Annotated in this window: 11 protein-coding genes; all 11 read right to left on the bottom strand. The window is 48.6% G+C overall.

The genetic code is table 11. From position 1 onward, the window contains the following. Positions 1 to 11 precede the first annotated feature (11 nt). The 11 genes from H608_RS0116320 to H608_RS0116270 all read right to left on the bottom strand — a co-directional run bounded on the left by H608_RS0116320 (position 12) and on the right by H608_RS0116270 (position 21,859). Positions 12 to 2,780 carry a glycoside hydrolase family 2 gene (locus H608_RS0116320; RefSeq protein ID WP_051268396.1) on the bottom strand — a complete coding sequence of 923 codons (2,769 nt, stop codon included), beginning with the start codon at positions 2,778 to 2,780 and terminating at the stop codon, positions 12 to 14. 6 nt (positions 2,781 to 2,786) lie between these two features. Then, positions 2,787 to 4,328: an MGH1-like glycoside hydrolase domain-containing protein gene (locus H608_RS22685; RefSeq protein WP_038008719.1), complete on the bottom strand. Its 1,542-nt coding sequence runs from the start codon at positions 4,326 to 4,328 to the stop codon at positions 2,787 to 2,789. A 2-nt stretch (positions 4,329 to 4,330) separates the two neighbouring features. Further along, a complete protein-coding gene (locus H608_RS0116310) occupies positions 4,331 to 6,169 on the bottom strand; it encodes an exo-alpha-sialidase (RefSeq protein ID WP_028788617.1) in 1,839 nt (612 codons plus the stop codon). Positions 6,170 to 6,181: 12 nt separating this feature from the next. Then, positions 6,182 to 7,108, bottom strand: a complete 927-nt coding sequence (locus H608_RS0116305) for a glycoside hydrolase family 43 protein (protein ID WP_028788616.1) — start codon at positions 7,106 to 7,108, stop codon at positions 6,182 to 6,184. Between the two features lie 5 nt (positions 7,109 to 7,113). Further along, a complete protein-coding gene (locus H608_RS0116300) occupies positions 7,114 to 8,514 on the bottom strand; it encodes a glycoside hydrolase family 140 protein (RefSeq protein ID WP_155990210.1) in 1,401 nt (466 codons plus the stop codon). Then, positions 8,511 to 11,642, bottom strand: coding sequence for a DUF6298 domain-containing protein (locus tag H608_RS0116295; protein WP_081658919.1), 3,132 nt, complete (start codon positions 11,640 to 11,642; stop codon positions 8,511 to 8,513). Before H608_RS0116295 ends, H608_RS0116300 begins: the two co-directional genes overlap by 4 nt. 107 nt (positions 11,643 to 11,749) lie before the next feature. Next, positions 11,750 to 13,402 (bottom strand): polysaccharide lyase, encoded by a 1,653-nt coding sequence (locus H608_RS0116290; RefSeq protein ID WP_028788613.1) that lies wholly within the window; start codon positions 13,400 to 13,402, stop codon positions 11,750 to 11,752. 119 nt (positions 13,403 to 13,521) lie between these two features. After that, positions 13,522 to 15,315: a RagB/SusD family nutrient uptake outer membrane protein gene (locus H608_RS0116285; RefSeq protein WP_051268386.1), complete on the bottom strand. Its 1,794-nt coding sequence runs from the start codon at positions 15,313 to 15,315 to the stop codon at positions 13,522 to 13,524. 20 nt (positions 15,316 to 15,335) lie between these two features. Beyond that, positions 15,336 to 18,491: a SusC/RagA family TonB-linked outer membrane protein gene (locus H608_RS0116280; protein ID WP_081658918.1), complete on the bottom strand. Its 3,156-nt coding sequence runs from the start codon at positions 18,489 to 18,491 to the stop codon at positions 15,336 to 15,338. A 60-nt stretch (positions 18,492 to 18,551) separates the two neighbouring features. After that, a complete protein-coding gene (locus tag H608_RS22680; RefSeq protein ID WP_038008715.1) occupies positions 18,552 to 19,256 on the bottom strand; it encodes a DUF3826 domain-containing protein in 705 nt (234 codons plus the stop codon). A 149-nt stretch (positions 19,257 to 19,405) separates the two neighbouring features. Beyond that, on the bottom strand, positions 19,406 to 21,859 hold the full coding sequence (locus H608_RS0116270) for a glycoside hydrolase family 2 TIM barrel-domain containing protein (protein WP_028788610.1): 2,454 nt from the start codon (positions 21,857 to 21,859) through the stop codon (positions 19,406 to 19,408). Between the last annotated feature and the right edge of the window lie 9 nt (positions 21,860 to 21,868).

Raw genomic sequence — 21,868 nt, 5'->3', positions numbered from 1 at the left:
CAATAGTATAACTACCGGACCTGTGAAGACCGGAAATCAAAATATAGATTCAGATGTAACGCGCGTGTCGGATCTTTTTCATAGTCATATAGAATATTCTTCCGTCCCATAGGACCTGTATTTTCCGCACGTTGCGTTTTGGTACCGATCGCTCCTATTCCATTCAGAAAAGAAATATCTCCCTTCGGGAAAATGATCTGGTAGTTCTGCCATTGATCATCTTTAAACGCAGGAGTGAATAAGCGAAAGAAAATATCTTCCTGGTCGGTGAGCACCGTAAAAGAGGGACCGCTGGTAAGGAAACGACACCAATATAAGTTGGCGTGATACCCTTTAAACTCAGGATAGACCCAGCTCTCGCCGGTCTCCGTACCGTTGTAATCCTTGTGCCAAACGCCGAAGCGATTTCCTTTCAACCGGTTTTTCCAGACGCGGTAAGGACCGCTGCCCATGTAATCGATGCCGCGTATTTGTGATTCAGGAAAATTAAAATTGATTCCGGCAAATAAGGTGAAATATTCTCCCGGGAAATAGCTGACGCTGAGACGAACCATGCCGTCCGGGTAAACTTTCCATTCCAGCGTATTGTAATGTTGTTTGCGGTCGTAAGATGACCGGATGACTAACGTATCATTGTCATACACAAAACTCATCGTGCCAAAATTATTGACTCCCTGTTCGATCACCGGGCCGTTGTTGAAAGGGATGATCCCTTCCTGGTTCTTCACTTCCATCAATAAGCCTTTATCACGATGTATACGCAATTGCAGATCGTTTGCATTTACCAGGTAAATCGAATCCTGTTGGATAACACTGGGGTGCGTGGCATTGCCTGCTTTCCATAATCTATTCAATACAGTTGCCGGTCGGACGATGGGGAAACTCCAGGTAAACAGTTCGCGACCAAACGGGTCGTTGGCTGTAACATACAATACATCGTTATCGCTCCAGTCAGCAGGAAGGTTCAGTTCTACAAATCCTTTTTCTCCCGGAGCGAGTGAGGGAGCTTTGGCCGATCCGGAATCTGCAGTTCCGTTTGCAAGCTTCAGCAGCTTCCAGGAGAAAGTGCATTGAGAAATATTGGTAAAATGATACCGGTTCTCGATGCGCAGCTTTCCGTCGAATGCCGGTGTGATTTCTTTTCGTTCAAAAAACACCGGACTCCATACTTCTTTGATCGTATAGAAACTTCCTTCTTTTTCATGATAAGGCCCCACGATGCCATCGGCCCCTCGGTTCTTATCTGTATCGATGGAGTCTTTTTTATCCTTACGCACCACGCCCTGATCGGCGAAATCCCAAAGGAAACCACCTGCCGACAGCGGATTCTGCCACATGGCTTTCCAGTAATCTTCGAGACCGGCGCCATGACCGCCATCGTACATGCCGTGCAAAAATTCGGTAGGCATTACAATCTCGCGGCCATTGTCGTAGTTACCGATACCGTAATTGTATTCGCGATAATGCTGTGTTTCTATGCCGTTGAACAACTGCCAGGGATGCACAACCGGACGTTGCTGAATATCAAATTGGGTAAAGAATTTATCCAGTTCGGTATTGTGTCCGCCTTCATTGCCATTGGCCCAAAAAATAATGGAAGGATGATTTGCATCGTGACGGATCATTTGTTCGAGCAAACGTGTGCCGGTCGGTGTATCGTAGTGTCCGTGCCAGCCTGCAAGCTCGTCCATCACAAACAAGCCGAGGGAGTCGCAGACCTCGAGGAAATGATCGTCGGGCGGATAGTGCGCCATACGAACGGCATTCATGTTCATCTCTTTCATCAGCAACACATCTTTGATGCTGATGTCGCGGCTGGTGGTACGCCCGCTGGTGGGCCAGAAGGAATGCCGATTTACTCCTTTCATTTTCACTTTTACACCATTTACATAAATACCGTCCCGCTGTTTCAGCTCAACGGTACGAAAACCAAAACGGACTTTCTTTTCGTGAAGGAGTTTGTTTTTATCCCACCATTGTACTACCGCATAGTAGAGATTGGGCGTTTCCGGCGTCCACTGCAACACGTTGGCGATATGGCTTTTCAATCCGGTGACCCGATCGTTTACGGGAGCAGAAAAAGGTTCTCCAATTTTTTGATTGGCAGATGTAAATAATTGTACCTGCAGATTGCCTGACCTTTTTCCCGCTACTTCCGCTATAGCCGTGAAGGTACCATCGGCCTTTGCATCGATGGCAACATGATCGATGAATTGTTGCGGATGTGCTTCGAGATAAACGGGACGGAAGATGCCGCCGAAAATCCAGAAGTCGGCTTTGCGTTCGGCTTCATTTACGGATTGATTGGCGGAATGTTTGGCAACCGTGACTTCGAGCAGGTTTTCTTTTCCCGGTTTTATCAGTGAACTGACATCATAACGAAAAGCATAGAACGCGCCCTGGTGCGTTGGTCCGGCTAACTTACCATTTAGCTTTACCGTGGCATCGGTCATCACGCCTTCGAATACGAGGAATAGTTTTTTATTTTTCCAGGCTGCCGGAATGGAGAACTTATAACGATAACGGCCTTCTTCTTTTCCGCGGATGCTGTCTTTGGCAAAACCGTAGTCGTATTTCCCAAAACCTTGCAGTTCCCAGCAGGACGGTACGGGAATAGTACTCCACTTACCCGCATTCATTCCACCCGTTACAAAGAAGTCCCAATTAACCGTGTGATCATTTCCCGTACCTGACAAATATTGCCTTTCCGTTTGCTGTGCAGTGGCAGAAACACCCGCAAGCAAACAACTCAATCCAATTATATAACGAATCAATTTCATGCGCATTTATTTTCCACCATATACGGTCAATGGTCCGAGCTCGTCGCGGCTCTGTCGTTTTTTTCCATTTACCCATACACTCAGGCCTTTGCCTTTGTTGTAATGTTTCCCAGTCTTGTCCCAAAGTATCGTAATGATTTTTCCCTGGTATAAAACATTATCAAGACAGAACCAATCCCATTTATCAGCAGGCAGTAAGGGATTGACTGTAAAAGTATTTCCCTCCACGGGACGAAGACCGACCAGGCCCGTTATGATCAGATCATTGAACGTTGAATGATTATAGTAGCGGCTGCGTTCCTGATCGCCCTTGAGCCAGTAACCTGTTTTTTCATCGAGGTATTCTCCGATATAAGGGCGGCCGCGATAATACTGCGATTCGACATAGGTTTCCAGCAAATCGAAATAAGCCGAATGAGAAACAATGTCCTGTCTGCCGTTGTTCAGCAAGTTGGCCATACCGGTCAACGTCTGCGAAGTAGCGAAGGGCCACACCGCACCGTCCCACTCGCAATTGCAGCAGCCGTGTGTACGGAACTGCGGATGACTGCGATCGGCAGTTGTTAAGCCAAACGGCGCACAGAAATGTTTCGGATCGAGCGCCGCTTTCCAGGCTACATTATACTTTGCATCCGGCAGGTTAAAATACCAGGGAACAAACCCAATCGCTTCGCGCACGCGGGCCAGCGTATCGCCTTTTTCCTTTCTTACTTCAAAAAAATCGTCGTCGTTGCTCCACAACTTCTGCTGTACCAATTGCTTTAATGTATCTGCTTTGGCCTTGTATAATTTTGCCATTTCATCTTTCCAGGCAAGGTTCGCTATTGCATATAGCGCTTTTGCATTCCCATACATATAGCTGTTGATGGACGGGCGCGGATTTTTTTCCTTGCGGCCACCGCTGATCGTTTCCTCCATGGCATCACGCACATCGTATTGCCAGAAAAGTCCGTCTGCACCTCTGCGCTCCTGTTCCCATGCCTTGTAATCTGCCGTCAGATCGGGCAATAAGTCCAGCAATATTTCCCGGTCACCATTCACTTTATAACGGTTGTAAATAGCATCGATATTCCAACTGCTGTAAAAACGCAATTTTTTCATCGGACCACCATTATTGCCGCGATACCAGATGCGGATATAGTCGTTCAGGTATTGCTGATCATGCAACCAGCGTGCTTCGTATATGTGATGACCAAGACCACTGCTGATCATATTGTATTTGTCGGCATAGCTGCGCTGTACAAGAAACTCGGTGAACACATATCCCTGTTCTGTTTTTTTGATGTGCTTGCGCAATGTCCACCAACGGTAATAGAACATCTCTTCGAAGTTCTGTTGCGGACATTCGAACAATGGAATATTCTGCTGCATCCAGTCCCAGGCACTGTCGTTGGGGATAGCCTGACGGATATTTTCGTCTTCCATACCGTTGAAATAATCAACGTAATGGCGGAACGCTGCAGGTTTCAATATAGCAGGTTTTAGTTTTTGCGCTTGCGCAAACAAACCAACTACACATAAAAAACAGATGACGCAGAATCGACGCATGATTAAAATGTTTGGGTCTTCAGGTAATGAATCTGGTAAACGGCCTCTTTCAACCGGCTATCAGCACCCGGCAGATCATAGTCCTGGTCGGTTGGTGTATCTGCGTCGGGAAAACGGCGCACACCGCCCGTGCGGAATACGATACGTTGCGCTTTAGCAATGGGCGCAAAACAAATATTGTTTACCGGCTTGCCGTTGTTCAATGTGACTGTATAAAAACGGGTGGCCGCGTTCAGTTCAATCTTTACGGTCAGTTTTTCCCCGGCCTTATAAGTTCCGATGGAACGATTCCGGTAGCCGGCTTTGGTATAGACGGTTCCTGTCGAATCCAGTGATAACCGCAAACAAGGCGTTCCTTTTTCATCCACGATTTCAATATCGAGATGGCCGTTGTCCGCTTGTTTCGGGGTGATGGCGAACTCAGCTACTACGGCACTTGATACAGGAAACATTCTCTCGGCCTTTGCATAGTCGAACGGATCGCTGTCGTGTAAGCTCAGCACTTTTTCATTTCCCTGCCGGAAGATTTCCGTCCTGCACCAGAGCGGGCTGTAGAGGTTCCAACGATCGAGTTCCTTTCCGGCGGGCAAATTGGTGAAAACATCGTTTACGTTACCGGTTTCTTTATCGATCACCGGCACCGGAATGCGGCTGACCCAGATATCTTCTTTGTTCATGCTGTAGGTAACCCACATGACGCTATCCGGTGGTACGCCATTCATCTCCATAATACCCCGCACATATTGCGGGCCGTAGCTTTTGTATTCACCGCCATAACGCATGGAAGTGATCTCGCCATTTACCAATAATAAATTATGATAACGCAATCCGTCGTTACTCACACTCACGGCCAGCGGCCAGCGGAATTCGGAAGGATTGTATACTGTGGCGTAACGCCCGTCTGCCGTACGTTGCCCCCAGATTTTGGCATTGGCATTGACAAAACCGGGAGCGCGAACAGGATTGTATTGCCAGGTTCTGCCACCATCGGCACTGATACTGGTCAGTGCATATTTCCAGAATCCAACCACACGCTGATCGGGCAAACGATAATAGCTGAATGCTTTGAAATCCTTCTTCAACGGAATGAGCGGATCATTGCGGTCGGACTCTTCCACCATCTGCTGCATCAGCAGAGGCGAATCGAGAATTTCCTTACATGCAGCAACCAGTCCTTTGTCTTTTGATGAAGTATAAAAAGGGTAGTTCGTATTTTTTTCGTTGAAATTATGGTTGTAACGGAGGAAGTAAATCGGCCCGAAGCTGCCGTCGGCCCTCACCTCACGGATCACGCGGCCAATGCCGTTACCATCATTCGGGTCATCCTTTTTCCCTAACACAATACCATAGTAACCTAAGGCAAACAACCGGTTTTGTTTGGAGGTATAGAAACCGATCCGCTGGTGCATGACCGCATAGGTGTTTTTGGCCACGTCTGCCCTTCCGGGTTTCGTAAATCCATCTGGTATTTTGTATACGGGGAAAAGCGGAACAGGGTTAGTCCAGTTGACACCATCGGGTGATTGCTGGAACCATGTTTGTCCGGGCGGTACGTGTTCGCCCACAGGATCACTCAGGTAATGCAGGTAAAATTTCCCTTTCCAATAAGCCAGCATCGGCGCGTGGTTGTAAGTCCAGCTATTAGATGTATCTGCGCGATTGGCCCGCATGGTCTGGATATTGTGCACACCCAGCGCGGGACTGAGTTGCCCGTGGTGATAGTCTACATTGGAAAGCGTGGTGCCGGTGTAACGCGCAGTGTCCTGTGCCTGCAAGGCAAACGGCGCTGCGATCAGCATAACTGCACCAAGCCAGCACGCTATTTTTTTTGTTGTCTTCATGTCGTAACCCTCTTAGCGGTCAAGTTGCTTCAGCAGCTTTTTGACCGTTTTCTTTTTTACCGGAACAATCGTTCCGTGTTTATGTCCCGTCGGGATCTGAATCTGTTGATTGATATTTTCAAAATGGACAAAGTCGGTAGTACTTACCGCTTCATAGGTCTTATTGCGGTAAGAATCGAAATAGATCAGCCATTTATTTTTCACCTTAACTGTATTGGGGCCTTCTGTGAAAGGTTCGGTGAAGGGTGGCGATACATTTTTATAAGGTCCGGCGGGTTTATCAGCAAAAGCCACTTTGATATTTCGCTCGGGGCGCGTATTGTCTTTCAACACCAATACATAATTGTCTTTGGCTCTCTTGACGATCTGCGCATCGATCACGCTGAATCCCGGATCGAGAAACAATTGCGTTTTGCTGAACGTTTGAAAATCAGGTGTGGACGTAATGTACATGCGATGGTTGTTGCTGTCCGCTTCCTGTCCGCGTTCAAAACGGCCGGGGATCGTGGATGCCCAGATGATGAGGTATTGTCTGGCCTCTTCATCATAAAACAATTCGGGTGCCCATACGTTCACGGTTGTGGGCTCCTGCTCCATTACGGAAATGAAACGTTGTGGTGTCCAGTGCACAAGATCTTTAGACGAAGCATAGCCAAATCCTTTGTCGCCGCGCCAACTGCTGGTCCATACGAGATGAAAAGTGCCGTCAGGTCCCTGCACCATCGAAGGATCACGCATTACCTTTTGCTGACCGATTTCGGGTTTTAATAAAACAGTATCGAGCTCTTTCCATTTGTAACCGTCGTAGCTATATAACATCCGCAATCCCTGATCGGCCGGTTCGTGGAAAGACGTGAACAGGTAGGCTTTTGATGAGCAGGAAGTAAAACAAATCATCAAAAGAAAGCCGGACAGTATCGTGAAAGGTGTACGTTTCATATCAATCAATTTGGTTCTACTACCAATACCCAATCGTTGCCATTTTTTTCTTCCCGTACTATGGGCGTGAACAGGTTATCGGCAGCACCCGACTTTTCCCATCCGGTAAATTCACCGGTGCGCGGATTGAACCAGCGGGTTTTTATTTTTTCCCATCCCAGTTTTGCGCGATCGATGCGAACAGGCAATCCGGTGTAGGTATAAGCCAGCAAAAATTTATCGCCACGCGTAGCGAGGATGTATTGGTATTGTTTGCGGGTGTTGTCAACAACCAGGTCTTGCGCCGGCCTGCGTGTACCCGGATAAGCTTCCATCAGTTTACGCAGGTGCACCATCTGCATAGCGCCGGGGGCTTTAATATCTTCCTTCCATTCTTCGCGCACGCCGAAGTTGGCATCTTTGTCACCTTTGTGATGAAACTGCATAACCGCGTTGTTACCATAAGTAAAACCGAATCCTCCGGCAAACACACTCCAGTAGGCATAGCGGCGCAGATCGGCATCATTCCACCGGGGCTGCAATGAATCATGCAGACCATAGGGAATGTGCTCGTAGGAAGGTTCACCATCAATTGTTGGTTTTGCCGGTTGCCCTTTAAAATCTTCCACTACATAACGCCAGTTATCTTCCCCATAGTGACGCGTTTCATTGCTATTGGTATCCTGCGCGTAAGTTTTATGTCCGCTCTGGAACATATTGAAGTCGAGCCAGGGTTCGTTGTGAAACCACTCCGAAGAAGAGGTACGGCCGCGCGGATGAAAGGTCATCAGGTGGGCAGGGTCTTTTTGTTTCAATGTTGATCCCAATACTTTCCATACGTCCAGTGAATCGCTTCCTTTGATATCGCCGCCGTTGAGCCAGATGATATTTGGTTTGTTCTTGTAGCGCTCGGCAAGAAAACCTGCATAAGCACCGGCCTGCTCCTGGTTCACTTTACCGCCTTTTACATTGGAGCCCCATACCGGTACCAATGCCATGTATATTCCATGACGGGCTGCTTCATCAATCGCATAATCCACATGATCCCAGAAATCGTATTGGGAACTGTCTTTGTAATCCGCTCCTTCCGTTGTAAGTGGTTGCGCAATATTTTTATTAATCAATGCGCTATCACCATATACGTTCACGGCATTGTTCACATCATGAATCGTCATTACCTGCACCACATTAAAGCCCTGTTCTTTGCGGATGGCCATGTATTGTGCAATTTCTTCACGGGTAAGTTTTACAAACAGCAACCAGCCGGTATCACCCAGCCAGAAGAAGGGTTTGCCATCTGCGGTAACGATACTGCGCTTGTCTTCTCCGATTTTAAGCGCCTGCATGCCTTCAACGCCGGATTTCAGCGGTTCGCTGCAGCCACTCATGAACAGTACTACTAAAACTGCGATTATTATTCTCATCATTCATTAACTTTTACCCAAAGCACCCAACTGCCTGATGGCGGAGTGAGGCTTGCGGTTTTATTATTCCGGATTTGTTCTTTTTTGCGGATGGCTCCTGTGCGCGGATCGATCCAGGTGGCCGTTGCCGGCTTGCCGGAGAGGCCGGGTTTCAGTTCAGTACCCGATTCACCATAAGCAATGAAGTTGCCGGCATCATCGGATAAAATATATTGTTTGCCGGTTACAGGAAGCGGGCGCATGCGCGTTGCATCACTTAGCATTCCTTCCGGCAATCGTGGCAGTTGCGCCATCGAGCCACCGGCCATGAACACGGCCCAGCCGAGGTTATCGCTGTCTGCCGAGTAGATCACGGCCTTCTGCGGATATTTTTCCCGGTACTCACGCACGGCGCGATATACCTGTTCGAAGGATGATCGTTTTGGTTTCAGCAATCGCGCATGCTGACGGGGCGCGAGGTTTTGTCCTCCTGCGGGTGCGTACACGCTTCCATCAGCCTGGTAATGCCAGTAACGGATATCGATGATATCGATCACTGCAGCATGTTGCGGGTCGGCAAGCAGGGAGTCCTGCACATCTTTCGTTACACTCAATGCGATCATCGGATGCTCACCTTTTTCCTTTTCCCACTCCGCGATCACACCTGTCCAGAATTTTACAAAATGTAAAGGACCGGTAAATTCTTCGCTGATGGTATGGATCACGCTGCCATTGCCGCGGAAGTTATCGAGGCATTGACGGATATAGGCAATATGCAAGGGGCGACGCACCGGATGTGTTTCATCATAAAATTGCTCCGCCATGAAGATGCGTTTATCGCCTGCATAGGGAACGGGTTCAGGGAAACCGGTATTGTTGATATTGTTGGCAGGACGCCAGGGGAAGTCCGCGTAATGTGCGCCTGCTTCGATGATATTATGTTGAAAATAATTCTGGTGAACGAGGATCAGTCCTTTCCGATCGGCCAGATCGGCAAACCGGCGAAGGCGATTCCAGTACCAGGCATTGTATTTTGTGAGATCGTATTTACTAAGGCCGTCCCAGGCAGTGCCTTGCCCGCTGCGCGCGAACGGCAATTCATAAAACGGTGCCCATACCTCTCCGTCCATCCTGCGGATACGTTCATGGTCGTCGCGGCGGCGCTCGTACCACAAGCCATAATTCTGTTCGATCGCCAGGATATTGCGGGACTGCATGGTGTCGGCAACGGCATCGAGGTCATCTGTTAATCCCGTGCCGGTGCGGCCCGGAACAAATCTTGTAATCGCCATTCCTGCTTTTGCCGCGCCATAGGGACGTGCGCTGCCATTCCACCAGGGAACGCTGAGGCGGTTGCCTGCTACAACAGCATTTTGTCTTTGCAGCCAGCCATTTTTCACCTCCAATGCAGACAGCACGTGATAGCGTGGTGGCGCCGGCACACCAATCTGATCAATTGTTTTAACCCCGCGAACATCCGTAATGACCGGGTTAGAACTGATCACCGTGTAAATAAATTCTACCAATGTTTGTGCAGGATTTTTGGCCAATGAAGTAAGTTCAGCCGCCGTGGCAACAGAAGGACTGCTGCTGGCATCGGTCTGGATATTCATTACCTGCGGGCGTGAATCTATCTTTTTGCCAAGGCGCTCGCGCAATTGCGCATAATACAAACTGCGCGGTTCGATGCTATTGTTGGATTCGCCCCAATAGCCATCGCCTGCAAACTGGCTCCATGCACCAAATGACCAGTTCTGTGCTCCGGGTGGCTGATAACAATCGATTCTCGCGGCGCTGCAATTCCACAAAACACTGTTTGCGGTATTCCATCCTGCTCCTTGTCCGTCCTGCCCGCGATTGAAAAAAGAAATGGCATTGCCATCGACGTTTACGATATCAAACAAAACACCTGGGGCCCAACTGTCGATACCACCGCTGAAACCATAAGCATTCTTCGCTTCGCACTGCACAAAAGCATTCGGGCCCGGTGCACAAAATCCTGTTGCAAAATCGTGTATACCTTCTTCCGAAAAGCAGCGCTGGAAAAGTGTTTGCTGGCCTGCGGTAAAAAAAACATTACGGCGTTCACCGCCTATTTCGGAAACAGGTTTTTGAGCGATGCAATCTTCAACGGTAATACGTGCACCATTTTCATACACCGCCACAGCCGATCCGGCGAAGTGATGGAACTGTACGCGACGTACCCAGCAATCTTTTGCCTCATCGATGGTGATGGCCATCCAGCGATGGTCTTCGTCTTTTGCGTTCGCTTTATTGAAATCAGCTTCTAGTGTCAGCTCTTCCACGCCGCAATTACTGATACAGCCTTTCCAGGTAAACGGAACAATTTTCCCGCCGCCGTAATTAATATCCAACGCTGTTGTCAACGGTGCATCGATGGTGAGTTGATTTCCTTTGATAGCCGTGATGGTGCGTGTCCAGCGGATGTCGCGTTGCCCGGGTTTCCATCCAAGTGAAGTAATACCGCCGCCGAAATGATCGGTTTTGAGCAACTGTATCCATTGCTGAACGGAAGGGCGGATGATTTGCAACTCCTGCCCTTCTTTCAAGCCTTTTGTATTTCCTACTTCGAAAGACGTGGCATTCACCGGCACATAATTCGTTTGTATGGAAATGGTATCTCCGCTGATACGGTCATCTGTTCCATTTATTTCTATGAGCGTTGCGCGGCTGAGACCCGTGCCGCGAAGAATGGTTTTATCAATCCCGCTTCCCCGCAGTACCACACCAGACATACGGAGGCGAAGTGAACCTTCAACGAGATAGGTACCCGGTTGCAGTAGCACTACACCGCGGAATCCTTTTGCATCGGCGTTTTGTTTGCTTACAAAATCAATCGCCGCCTGTATGCGTGCGGTTGCATCGCCTGCTGATGGCGGCACAATGACTTTGACCGGCAGATCGGGAATAACCTCATCACCGCCTTTGTAACCACAATGAGAAAAATCGGGAATACGGTTGCCGAGTGAATCGGGCGTATAAATCAACTGACCATTTTTATACGCCAGCGGAGGGACGGGTTTTTCTTTTTTCTGTGCCTTGCTTTCCGACAGCAGCAACGCCGCCATCAGTATTGCTGTGGCGCAAAACCGGAAATATTTTTTTCTGAAAAAGATATGGTATGTATGCATCTTCACCGGCTTTCCTGATTAAAGCGGAAAGGTAGAATTAATTCATAAAAACCAATTGCCACAGGCAGGAGTTAAACTTCCACCTGTGGCAACAGTTTGCTTACTTATTATTTGCTGGTGACAGCAGGCCGAACCTGTTGAACAGGTACTACACTGTTGAGATATTCTTCGATGTTGGTGTAGCCGGATTTGCTTTTGGAATATTGAGATGCATCATCCGGATTATTTGGATTCAATCCATTTTTGCGTTCCCACTCGTCGGGAATACCGTCGTTGTCACTGTCTTTGTAAGGGGTGCCTTTGTATTCGGGATATCCGCCAACCTGGCTTACATCGGTAATGATACCGATTTTGTAAGAATCGATCGGCGCACGACGGTGTTTGAATTGTGAATCGGGCAACTGCACATTGGGTAATGCCGTGATCTTACCGGAACGCACTTCTTCGGCAATACGCGTGTCAACCGGATCTCTTTTAGGCAGGGTGGCGCCGGCATTGGCCAAAACAAATTTACGCGCGTCTTCTGCTTTAAGAATGGTGAGCGGAGCCATGGGCAAAGGTTTATCCCATTTGATATCGTCTCTGTATTGACCGGCATCGGCACGGTCTTCTACCTGCACACCACCATTCCAGTTGTCTTTCGTAATAGCAGGATAACCTTCCATGATATTACCGTTAACGTAGGCACGGCCGAATGTGAGGTATTTGAGTTTGCTGCGGCCGGACTCAGGTTTGAGGATACGATGACCTACTGCATTTTTCGGCGTCGCAGGTCCGGGTTGAAAATAGTTGTTGATGATATTATACTGCGCGCGGTAATCACCTCCATCGATAGAACGGTGCACCCAGTTAAACACCACATTGTTTACAAAATTAAAGATACCATACCAGCCGATAGACGGGTTACGTCCCGCGTTGTTGGCCCAGAGGTTGCGCATAAAGGTGCAGTTTTCCCCGCCGAGTGTACTGCCGAATGCGTGGTTCCAGGTATCGAGTGCTTCGGAGAAAATAGAATTCTGGATGGTGATGTTCACCGTTGGTAATTTATCTTCTGCCGGTTTGCCGGTGCTGTCGTTATACATGTGACGATACATGCTCATGTTTTCGTCCAATCCCCAACTGGCCGATACGTGGTCGATCATGATGTTGCCGATGGGATTACCTCCGATGGCGTCATCACGACGGCCTACCCATGTTTCACCACGACGAAAACGCATGAATCGAACGATTACATCGTGGGTATTGATCCAAACTGATTCGCCCGCCACACACACACCATCACCGGGCGCTGTTTGTCCGGCAATGGTGATATAAGGAGCGCGGATGATCAAGGGTGTTTTAAGACGGATGATACCGGCCACATTGAAGACCACCGTGCGCGCGCCACCTTGTTCACAAGCCCAGCGAAGACTGCCGGGACCATCGTCGTTCAGGTTGGTGATTACATACACTTTGCCACCGCGTCCGCCGAAGGTAAACTTGCCGCCGCCTTCCGCGCCGGGAAATGCGGGGATGTCTGCCTGCGGAAGATCATCGGGTTTGGAAGCCCAGGGAATATAAGGACGGCCATTGCGCGCCTGCTCCCGGATGATGGGATAAGCGATGGCCCAGGCTTTTTCAGAATGTTCTTCGGCAGCCCGCATCAGCGAGTCGGACGCCTTCTTTACTTCCGGCGTAATAGTCGGATACTGGCCTGCCGCGGGAATGGTAAAACCTAAACTAACTGCAACAGCAAAAAAAATGTTCCGGTTACGATTCATGAGTGATAACGATTAATTGAATGACAAATACTTTCAGGATCGCAGTTTAAGGTTTTGTTAATGCATGTATCATGTAAAAAAGTAAAAGGAGTTTTTGAAGCTCCTTTTACCATATCGGTTTATTGCAATGGATCGAATGTACCACCGGTCCATCCGTTTGTGTTTTTGATCAACGGACTCCGTGTAAGGTGCGTATTCGGGATACCATAGAAATAATATTTATCCAGGTAGTTGATCGGCTGCGCATCCAGGTCTTTAACAGTAGCTGTAAAGAACTGCGTGTAGCTTGGTCCATCTACGTTGATGGTGTCGCGTACACGTACGGTAGTTGAACCGGCAATGAAGTTGTTCAGGATCGTTGCCGTGTACGGCGCTTTCACTGCAATTTCCAGACGCTGACGTTTTGTTCCGTTCAACGCCGTGCTCCACATTTTTGTGCGGCGAAGATCGTCATAACGTTTGTTTTCAAAAGCGAGTTCGATGCGACGCTCATTCATAATCGCCTTGAACATCTCATCTGTTGTCATAGACGCTTTTAAACCATAAAGGTTGTCTGAGCCGGCGGTAATACCTGCGCGTGTGCGAATTCTTTTCAACATATCATACGCTTCCGCCTGGCGGTTGGTTGCGTTGGCACACTCAGCCAGGTTGAGCATTACTTCAGCGAGGCGGATCTCCACCCAGTCGGTAGTACCGAGTGCTGCGTTAACAGCGAGCGTATTCAGGTTAATTCCTTTGCGGCTGTAGAAACCGGTTGTGGTAACAGTAGCTTCAGGGTTGGGGGTACCGATGTATGTCCATTGTTTGCGCGTAGGCTGTGCGCTCAATCCCCATACAACACCGTTATAAGCAACGGTAGCAGCAAAGCGTGGATCGCGGTCTTTCCAATAATAAGTGGCATCATACCCGGAACCGGCTTCATCGATGGCTTTACCATTTTTCATGGGGAAAGCTTTTACCAGGTCCCAGGTAGGCTGATACTGGCCGCCAGCACCTTCAGAACGGGGACGGGCTGAGTTTTCGTAAGAATTTGACCAGCCATCGGTTCCATTATAAGAACGGACCATGATCACTTCTTTATTGCCAGAGCTTTCGTCCGTCAATACGTTAGCAAATGTGCCAAACAATGCGTGACCATCGAGTATAAGTGAATCATAGGCCGCCTTGTTAGCTTTATAGGCTTCTTCCCAGCGCGCCGCATTATTGGTTGGATTGAATTGTGCGCTTGCCCATGTGAGCAATACGCGGCCTTTCATGGCCAGCGCTGCACCGCGCGTGATACGTCCGCGGTTGCCCGTGGTTTGGGAAGCTATCGTTGTCTTGGCACAACCAGCCGCGGCCATATTAAGGTCTCTTACGAGTGAATCGATACACTCCGACGTTTTGTTACGCGGTACATTGATCACGTTCTCGTCCCATTCCTGTGCAGTCGTAACGTAAGGTACGCCGCCGTACAACTTCACCATGTTGAAATAGTTCCATGCACGCAGGAAATAAGCTTCTGCTTTCAGACGTGTGCGGACATCTTCCGAAAGAGTTCCCTTATCGATTTCCTGGATCAGGATATTACATCTGCGGATATTGGCGTACGTGCTGGTGTTGGAAGTCGGACTATTACCAAAATCCGTAACGGCATTATCTGCAAGGTTGCCAAGTAACATTGCGGTCGTACGAGTAGTATTAGACTCGTCACTCACGTCATGCAGGGCGTACGGAAGCAACGAGGTACCGTTGTTGGCCGGAAAACCCGGCATCATCACCGCATAGCAGCGGTTGAGGTACAAGGTAGCGGTTGACTCATTGCTCCAGGTTTCGTCACCCAGACCAGTCAGGTCGCGTTTGTCAAGTATTTTCTTCGTGCAACCGGTAAGGGTGGTTGCAGCGAGGAGAGAATATATAATTGCTTTTTTCATGGTAGTAATCGTTTGTCAGATTATAAAGAAATGTTGGCACCAAATGTCACAGTACGCAGTGTAGGATAATCGATCGCGATGTTAGCGTTCACATCCTTATACGGCTGGGGATTGATGATCGCACCCAGGTTGGTTGCCACCACGAAAAGGCGCATTTCAGGAATTTTATAACGCGTTTTCAATGCGGCAGGCAGTGAGTAAGAAAGCTGTGCATTGTTGATGCGCCATGTTGTTGCGTCCGTGAGCCAGAAGGTAGAGATATCGCCGATCAGCGGACTGTTGATCACGGGATATTTCGCGTTCGGGTTTTCAGGAGACCAGGAATCTTTCCAGATAGAAAGGCCGTTCTGGCTTTCTGTCGGAGCACGGCGGGCAGAGTTGTCATAAGAACGTTTGCCGCCGATACCCAGGCTGCTGTTCACACTCAGGCGCAGTCCTTTCCAGGAAAAACCGAGGTTGAGGCCGATGCCGAAAATGTTGCCGGAACGTTCGGCGATACGTGTACGGTCAGCATCTGTAATCACGCCATCGCCATTGAGGTCCTGGTAGTTCATGAAGCCAACTTGTGGCACTTGGCCGTCGATTCTCCAGTTGGGATATTTTGCCAGCAGTGCATCCACATCCGCTTGTGTACGCAGAATGCCGGTTGCAATGTAACCTTCGATACCACGGTCGGTACGTACACCGATCGGATTTTTATACCCAGTATCTGAGTTCACGTTGTAGTAGCGGCGGAGCACTTTGTTATCCGTCCAGCCAAGGTTCACCTGAACGTTGAAGCCGAAGTCTTTTGAAATTTTTCCATTATAGCCCAGTGCACCTTCCACACCCCATGACTTCATGCGGGAATAGTTGCGGTCGGCAATGGTAGCACCGAATGTTGAAGGCACGGTAGAAGTAGGCGTTTCGAGCATGTCGGTATTGTAACGGCGGTATACATCGATCGATGCATTGAATTTTCCTTTCAGGAAACTACCATCGATACCGAAGTTGGTATAGAGCGCTTTTTCCCAGGTAATGTCGGGGTTGGGAATCGCGTTAGGATTCAAACCGTTGGTCATGGTATTGCCAAACAGCATACCGGTGGTTTGTGTATAACGCTCACGGTACTGGTAGTTTCTAACCGCATCGCTGCCGGTGAGGCCAACCTGCATACGCAGTTTCAGGTCATCCACGAATGTGATATTGCGGAAGAAATTTTCCTGTGAAATTTTCCAGCCCACGGCTACTGAAGGGAAATAACCCCAGCGTGAACCCGGAGGGAAGTTGGGAGAAGCATCTGCGCGGAAAGAACCTTCAAGCAGGTAGCGGTCCATGAATGCATAATTCAAACGTCCCAGGTAGCTGGCGCGGCCGATCTCCGAACGGGAGCTCGCGTGATCGTAGAATGTACGATCCTGTGTAAAGCCCCACAATTCGTCCACACCGGGAATAACCTGTCCTTCTACACTGGAGAAGAACCCTTCCGCAGAAGATTCACTTTGTTCTGCCAGCAGCAACACATCGATATCGTGTTTGCCAAAAGTACGCTGGTAGTTGATGGCCTGGTTGAACTGGTAACTCTTGGAGTTATCATTGCTCATGCGGAGCGAGTTGCCATTCTTGATCGAACGAACGGAGTTCGTTGCCGTTGGTGTATTGGTATAAATGATACGTTGTTTGCCGGGAGATGAAGGATAAACGGAGGTACCGGTACGTTCGAAATCATACAGACTATAGGAAACATAATATTCCTTGCCGAGCGACGTACGGGAGTTTTGTCCGTAAGACACACGGAGAGAAAGGCCTTCGATGAACGGCACCTTATAGTTCATGCTCGCGGTAATGTTGTTACCTCTTGAGTTAGTGCGTGCGTAGGAATTGGTATTCTGTAATTCTTTCGGATGCCATTGAGGCGCGGTGGTATACACCGGTTTGCCATCCACATACATCGGTACCCATTTCGGAATCAGCAGCAATGCCGCCATGGTAGCATTCATCTGATCGGTCTGGTCGGAAGACTGACCGGCGAAACTGGTAATACCCTTTGGAGTGGGTCGGTCGAGGATCGAATTGTCGTTGCTGAAAGAGATATCAGCCGTCAGCTCATTGGTGATCTTGGCGGTTGCCCCGATACGGAATCCATATTTATTAGCGTAGAGATCCTGCAGGTTACCGGTTTCTTTGAGATAGTTAGCACCACCAAAGAACGTGATCTTATCTGAACCGCCACTGATATTAACTGTGTGACGCTGTATACTGGAAGCTTCCCATGTATCGTCAAACCAGCTATTTTTCAAACCTTTTGCATAATCCAGTTCCGACTGGTCATACACGAAAGTGTTCCAGTTAGGGTTGGCGCGATACTTATTATTGAGCAGGCTTACGTGTTCGTAGGCTGTCAGTGTTTGAGGTACGTTTACCGCATCTGAAACGCCATAAGAGCCCGAGTAGCTCACGCGTGGGCGGCCAGGTTTTCCTTTTTTGGTCGTAACGAGGATTACGCCGTTAGCGCCACGCGCTCCATAAACGGAAGCGGCCGCATCTTTCAGGAAGGAAATATTATCTACCATCGTAGCGTCGAGGTTGTCGAAGAATTCTTTACCCTCTGGGTTGTTGTAAGCAATTCCATCGATCACGTAAAGCGGTTCCACACTACCCGAGTTACCGAAGGTCGTTGGGTTACGGATGCGCAGGTTGGTAGTGGCACCGGGTTTGCCGGATGTTTGGTTAACACTTACACCGGGCACTTTATTCACGAGACCGGTAGAGAGGTTGGTAAAAGGTATGTCTTCGATTTCTTTCGGATTCATGGAACCCACGGAGCCAAGTACGTTTGCACGTTTCTTGGTGCCATAACCCACTACAATCACATCGTCCATCTGGCTCTCGGTAGAGTTCATGGCGATGCTCAGCGAACCGGATGATCCGGCTTTGGTTTCATAAATGGAATAACCAACGTGTGAAAACGAAAGAATAGATTCTTCGGAAGGTACATTGATCGTGAAAAGGCCCGAGCTATCGGTCCGGGTGGTTTGAGTTCCGTTCTTCACACGGACACTCACATTTCCCATCGGGTTGCCGGTTTTCAGGTCCGTTACGCGGCCGGTAACAGACTTATCCTGAGCGAATGCAAGCAGTGAGCAGCCCAGGAGCATGAAAAGCAGCAGTAACTTGGATGGTCGCAGACAATTCATATGGCTTAGTTTTAGTTGAACGTTAGGCAAATACAAAATATAGCAGTTGTGAAATTCTCTCTAGCCTTTGGGAGCTTTGGCAGCCTCCCGTTCTTTGATCCTTTTCTGCCACTCCTCTCCTTCCTTCTTCATATCATAACCGGCAGCAGATAAATAATTGTTGATTTTCCCTTTGTACTTTCCAAACACTTTGTGCTTGTTGTCAGAAGTGCCTTCATCCATGGCCAGTTCACGCGCTTCCACGAGGTAAGCGTAAATCTGTTCTTTCTGTTGTTTGGTAAGATTGGGTAACATGTCCTGGTAAGCGGTCCAGGTGAGCGGCAACACGCCATAGGTCATGCCGTCCTTCACTTTTTCCACTTGTGCAGTGTTGAGATCGGCACTCAGCAGCTTAATAAATGATGTATGCAACTGACGCAAAGAAGCATTTTTATTTTCCTCTTCTTTTTTTACGGCCGTTGCCAGCTCTTCTTTGGAAAGATTTTGTTGTTTCAGCGCGGTCACTGCAGCTTTGCTGCCATCGTGTACCTTATTTAAAGCAATGTATTGATCGGCGATCTTATTTACTACGCGATAGTAAGCAGCAGAATCGTTGATGGAAAGCGTTTTTACAATTTTGGCCGACCGTTCAGTGACTACTTTTCTGTAGGCAACGGTATCGGCCTCCTGCGCATTTGCTATTCCCGTAATTGCCAATAATAAAAAGGTAAACGCAACGGAGGTTCTCCGTACAAGAAGTATCATGGCAATCCGGGGCAGTTTCATGCAAATCCTTTTAATCGTTAGGGCGAATGATTGTCAAAACGACAATTTATATTCATCAGCCGGAATTAAAGGTACACGTGGCCCCAAGCGGCAACAATGTAAGGTTTTGCTATAATGATGGAAGATTTTACTATGTGGATAACGAAGTTTTACCAGACCGGTGCCCGTTTTTGGGCTATTTTATTGCTTTTCAGCAGCAGCCTGGCAGGCGGTAATCCCGGTATCCGCGCCTCCACTTCTATGGTACCGGCCTTCTCAGTACTGCCCACTATCGCCAGCGCCAGCCCTTTCCAGGTCTTGCGGACCGGCGATTTTAACGACACCGTATCGGCCTGGTAACCATTATCAGTGCCTGCGATAAACCCCGGTCCTTTTACCGTAAACGTAATTTCTTTGTCTGCATCCGGAACCAGGTTGCCGTTTGCATCGGTGATGGAAGCACGGATAAAACTCAGATCGCGGCCATTGTTCTGCAGGCTGTCGCGGTCGGCCAGCAATACCAGTTTAGCCGGAGCGCCTGCCGTGTTGATGACTTTGCGCAATACTTCCTTACCACCTTTTTTCGATACAGCCACCAATTGCCCCGGTTCAAACGGCACGCGCCACATTACATGAAACGTGGTGTCATCCGGTTTGGACTTTACTCCCAACGATTTGCCATTGACAAATAATTCTACTTCATCGGCCTGGCTGTAATAAGCCCACACATCAACGGTCTGTCCTTTCTGCCAGTTCCAATGCGGAAACAAATGCAATACCGGCCGGGTGGTCCATTCGCTCTGGTACATATAATACACATCCTTCGGAAAACCTGCGAGGTCGATGATGCCGTAATAAGAACTGCGTGCAGGCCAGGGATAAGGGATTGGCTCACCTAAAAAATCAAAGCCGCTCCATACAAACAAGCCAGACAGGTAAGGATGTTTTTTTATGATACCCCAGGTCTTTTCGTGTGTGCTTCCCCAATAAGCTGATACCTGGTCATAAGCCGAAACGGTAAAATCAGGATTGCCTTTTTCCACCGTCTTTAAAGGCGAACGAGCAGGCCAGAACATGATCGTATCCGACCGCTGATCATAATGACCACGCGTAGCAAAGGCCGACATGTTTTCCGCACCGATAAAGATCTGTCCGGGATAATGCTTTTGAAAATCTTCGTACACCTCGTGGTGATAATTCAACCCGATTACATCGAAGGCGCCGGATTTATACATGAAATTTTTCTCCGGGTTCCATTCACTCAAGGCGGCCATCACCGGGCGTGTAGAATCGAGCTGTTTGACGATCGCTACCATTTCCCTGGAAAAACCAATGCCGCTGCTGTCGACCTGTTCGCGGATCTCGTTGCCAATACTCCACATGAAAACAGAGGGATGATTACGATCACGCAGCACCATGTCTGCCAGATCTCTTTTATACCACGCGGAAAAATCTTCGCTGTAATCGTGTTTGTTTTTCTTTTTCTTCCACATGTCGAAGGATTCGTCCATCACGAGAAATCCCATTTTGTCACAGAGGTCGAGTAATTCGGGAGCGGGAGGATTGTGTGCCGTGCGGATAGCATTGCAGCCCATTTTTTTCAGTATCTGTAACTGGCGTTCCATGGCGCGTGTATTGACAGCGGTACCGAGTGCGCCAAGATCGTGGTGATTGCACACACCTTTTATTTTCAACCACTGTCCATTCAGGAAAAATCCTTTGTCTTTGTCGAAGTGAAAATACCGCACACCGAGTGGCGATTCATATTCGTCTACCAGTTTTTGGTTTTCATATACACGTGTCACTATTTTATACAGGTAGGGATTTTCGATTGACCAAAGGATGGGATTAGCCAGCGCCAATGTTTCGTGAAAGGCGCCGGGAATAGCCAGCAGCGGATGGGTTTTGGGTTTGCCCTGCACAACAAGCTTTCCTTTTGCATTATAAATACTGCTCACCACCGAAACCATCGATCTTCTGTCATGCAAAATATTCAACGAAGTAGCAATGTTGATCATCGCTTTGTTTGCTTCTACCTCGGTAGTAACAGCCACGCCCCATTGCTGAACGGCTACCGGTGATGTAACCACCAATCGTACATGACGATAAATACCCGACCCCGTATACCAGCGCGAATTCGGTTGACGGCTGTTGTCGACACGTACCGCGACCGTATTTGTTTTACCGGGATTGATGTGAGATGTAAGGTCATAGCTGAATGAGCTATATCCGTATGGGCGTTTACCGAGGTAATAGCCATTGATCCATACTTCGCTGTTGCAATAAACACCATCGAATTCCACCGATACCTTTCTTTTATCCCATGCTGCCGGAACCAAAAAGTCTTTTCTGTACCAGCCCGTGCCCGTGGGCAATGCGCCGCCTTGCGTGGTCGCCGGATTAGTTTGATTAAAATCTCCTTCTATACTCCAATCGTGTGGTAAATCGAGCTTCCGCCATTTTGCATCGGCATAGATCCGTTGCGAAGCCAGGCTATCATCACCCAGTTTAAACTTCCACCCTTTGTCAAAATCCCTGATAATGCGCACGGCAGATTGCGCACCTGATTGAAAAGGAAGCAATGCCATTGTTATCAAAGCCAGTAGTACGATTTTCTGCTTCATGCAACTCAA

Origin of the sequence: Terrimonas ferruginea DSM 30193 (genome assembly GCF_000425585.1) — a bacterium.
GTDB lineage: Bacteria > Bacteroidota > Bacteroidia > Chitinophagales > Chitinophagaceae > Terrimonas > Terrimonas ferruginea.
Note: the sequence above shows the minus strand (reverse complement) of the source record. Positions and strands in the feature narration are given on the sequence as shown.

What these genes read in the sequence shown, in the direction of transcription:
- H608_RS0116310 (WP_028788617.1), bottom strand. Translation starts at nt 6,169, where the DNA reads ATGAAGACAACAAAAAAAATAGCGTGCTGGCTTGGTGCAGTTATGCTG.
- H608_RS0116280 (WP_081658918.1), bottom strand. Translation starts at nt 18,491, where the DNA reads ATGAATTGTCTGCGACCATCCAAGTTACTGCTGCTTTTCATGCTCCTG.
- H608_RS0116320 (WP_051268396.1), bottom strand. Translation starts at nt 2,780, where the DNA reads ATGAAATTGATTCGTTATATAATTGGATTGAGTTGTTTGCTTGCGGGT.
- H608_RS22680 (WP_038008715.1), bottom strand. Translation starts at nt 19,256, where the DNA reads ATGAAACTGCCCCGGATTGCCATGATACTTCTTGTACGGAGAACCTCC.
- H608_RS0116285 (WP_051268386.1), bottom strand. Translation starts at nt 15,315, where the DNA reads ATGAAAAAAGCAATTATATATTCTCTCCTCGCTGCAACCACCCTTACC.
- H608_RS0116270 (WP_028788610.1), bottom strand. Translation starts at nt 21,859, where the DNA reads ATGAAGCAGAAAATCGTACTACTGGCTTTGATAACAATGGCATTGCTT.
- H608_RS0116305 (WP_028788616.1), bottom strand. Translation starts at nt 7,108, where the DNA reads ATGAAACGTACACCTTTCACGATACTGTCCGGCTTTCTTTTGATGATT.
- H608_RS22685 (WP_038008719.1), bottom strand. Translation starts at nt 4,328, where the DNA reads ATGCGTCGATTCTGCGTCATCTGTTTTTTATGTGTAGTTGGTTTGTTT.
- H608_RS0116290 (WP_028788613.1), bottom strand. Translation starts at nt 13,402, where the DNA reads ATGAATCGTAACCGGAACATTTTTTTTGCTGTTGCAGTTAGTTTAGGT.
- H608_RS0116295 (WP_081658919.1), bottom strand. Translation starts at nt 11,642, where the DNA reads ATGCATACATACCATATCTTTTTCAGAAAAAAATATTTCCGGTTTTGC.
- H608_RS0116300 (WP_155990210.1), bottom strand. Translation starts at nt 8,514, where the DNA reads ATGATGAGAATAATAATCGCAGTTTTAGTAGTACTGTTCATGAGTGGC.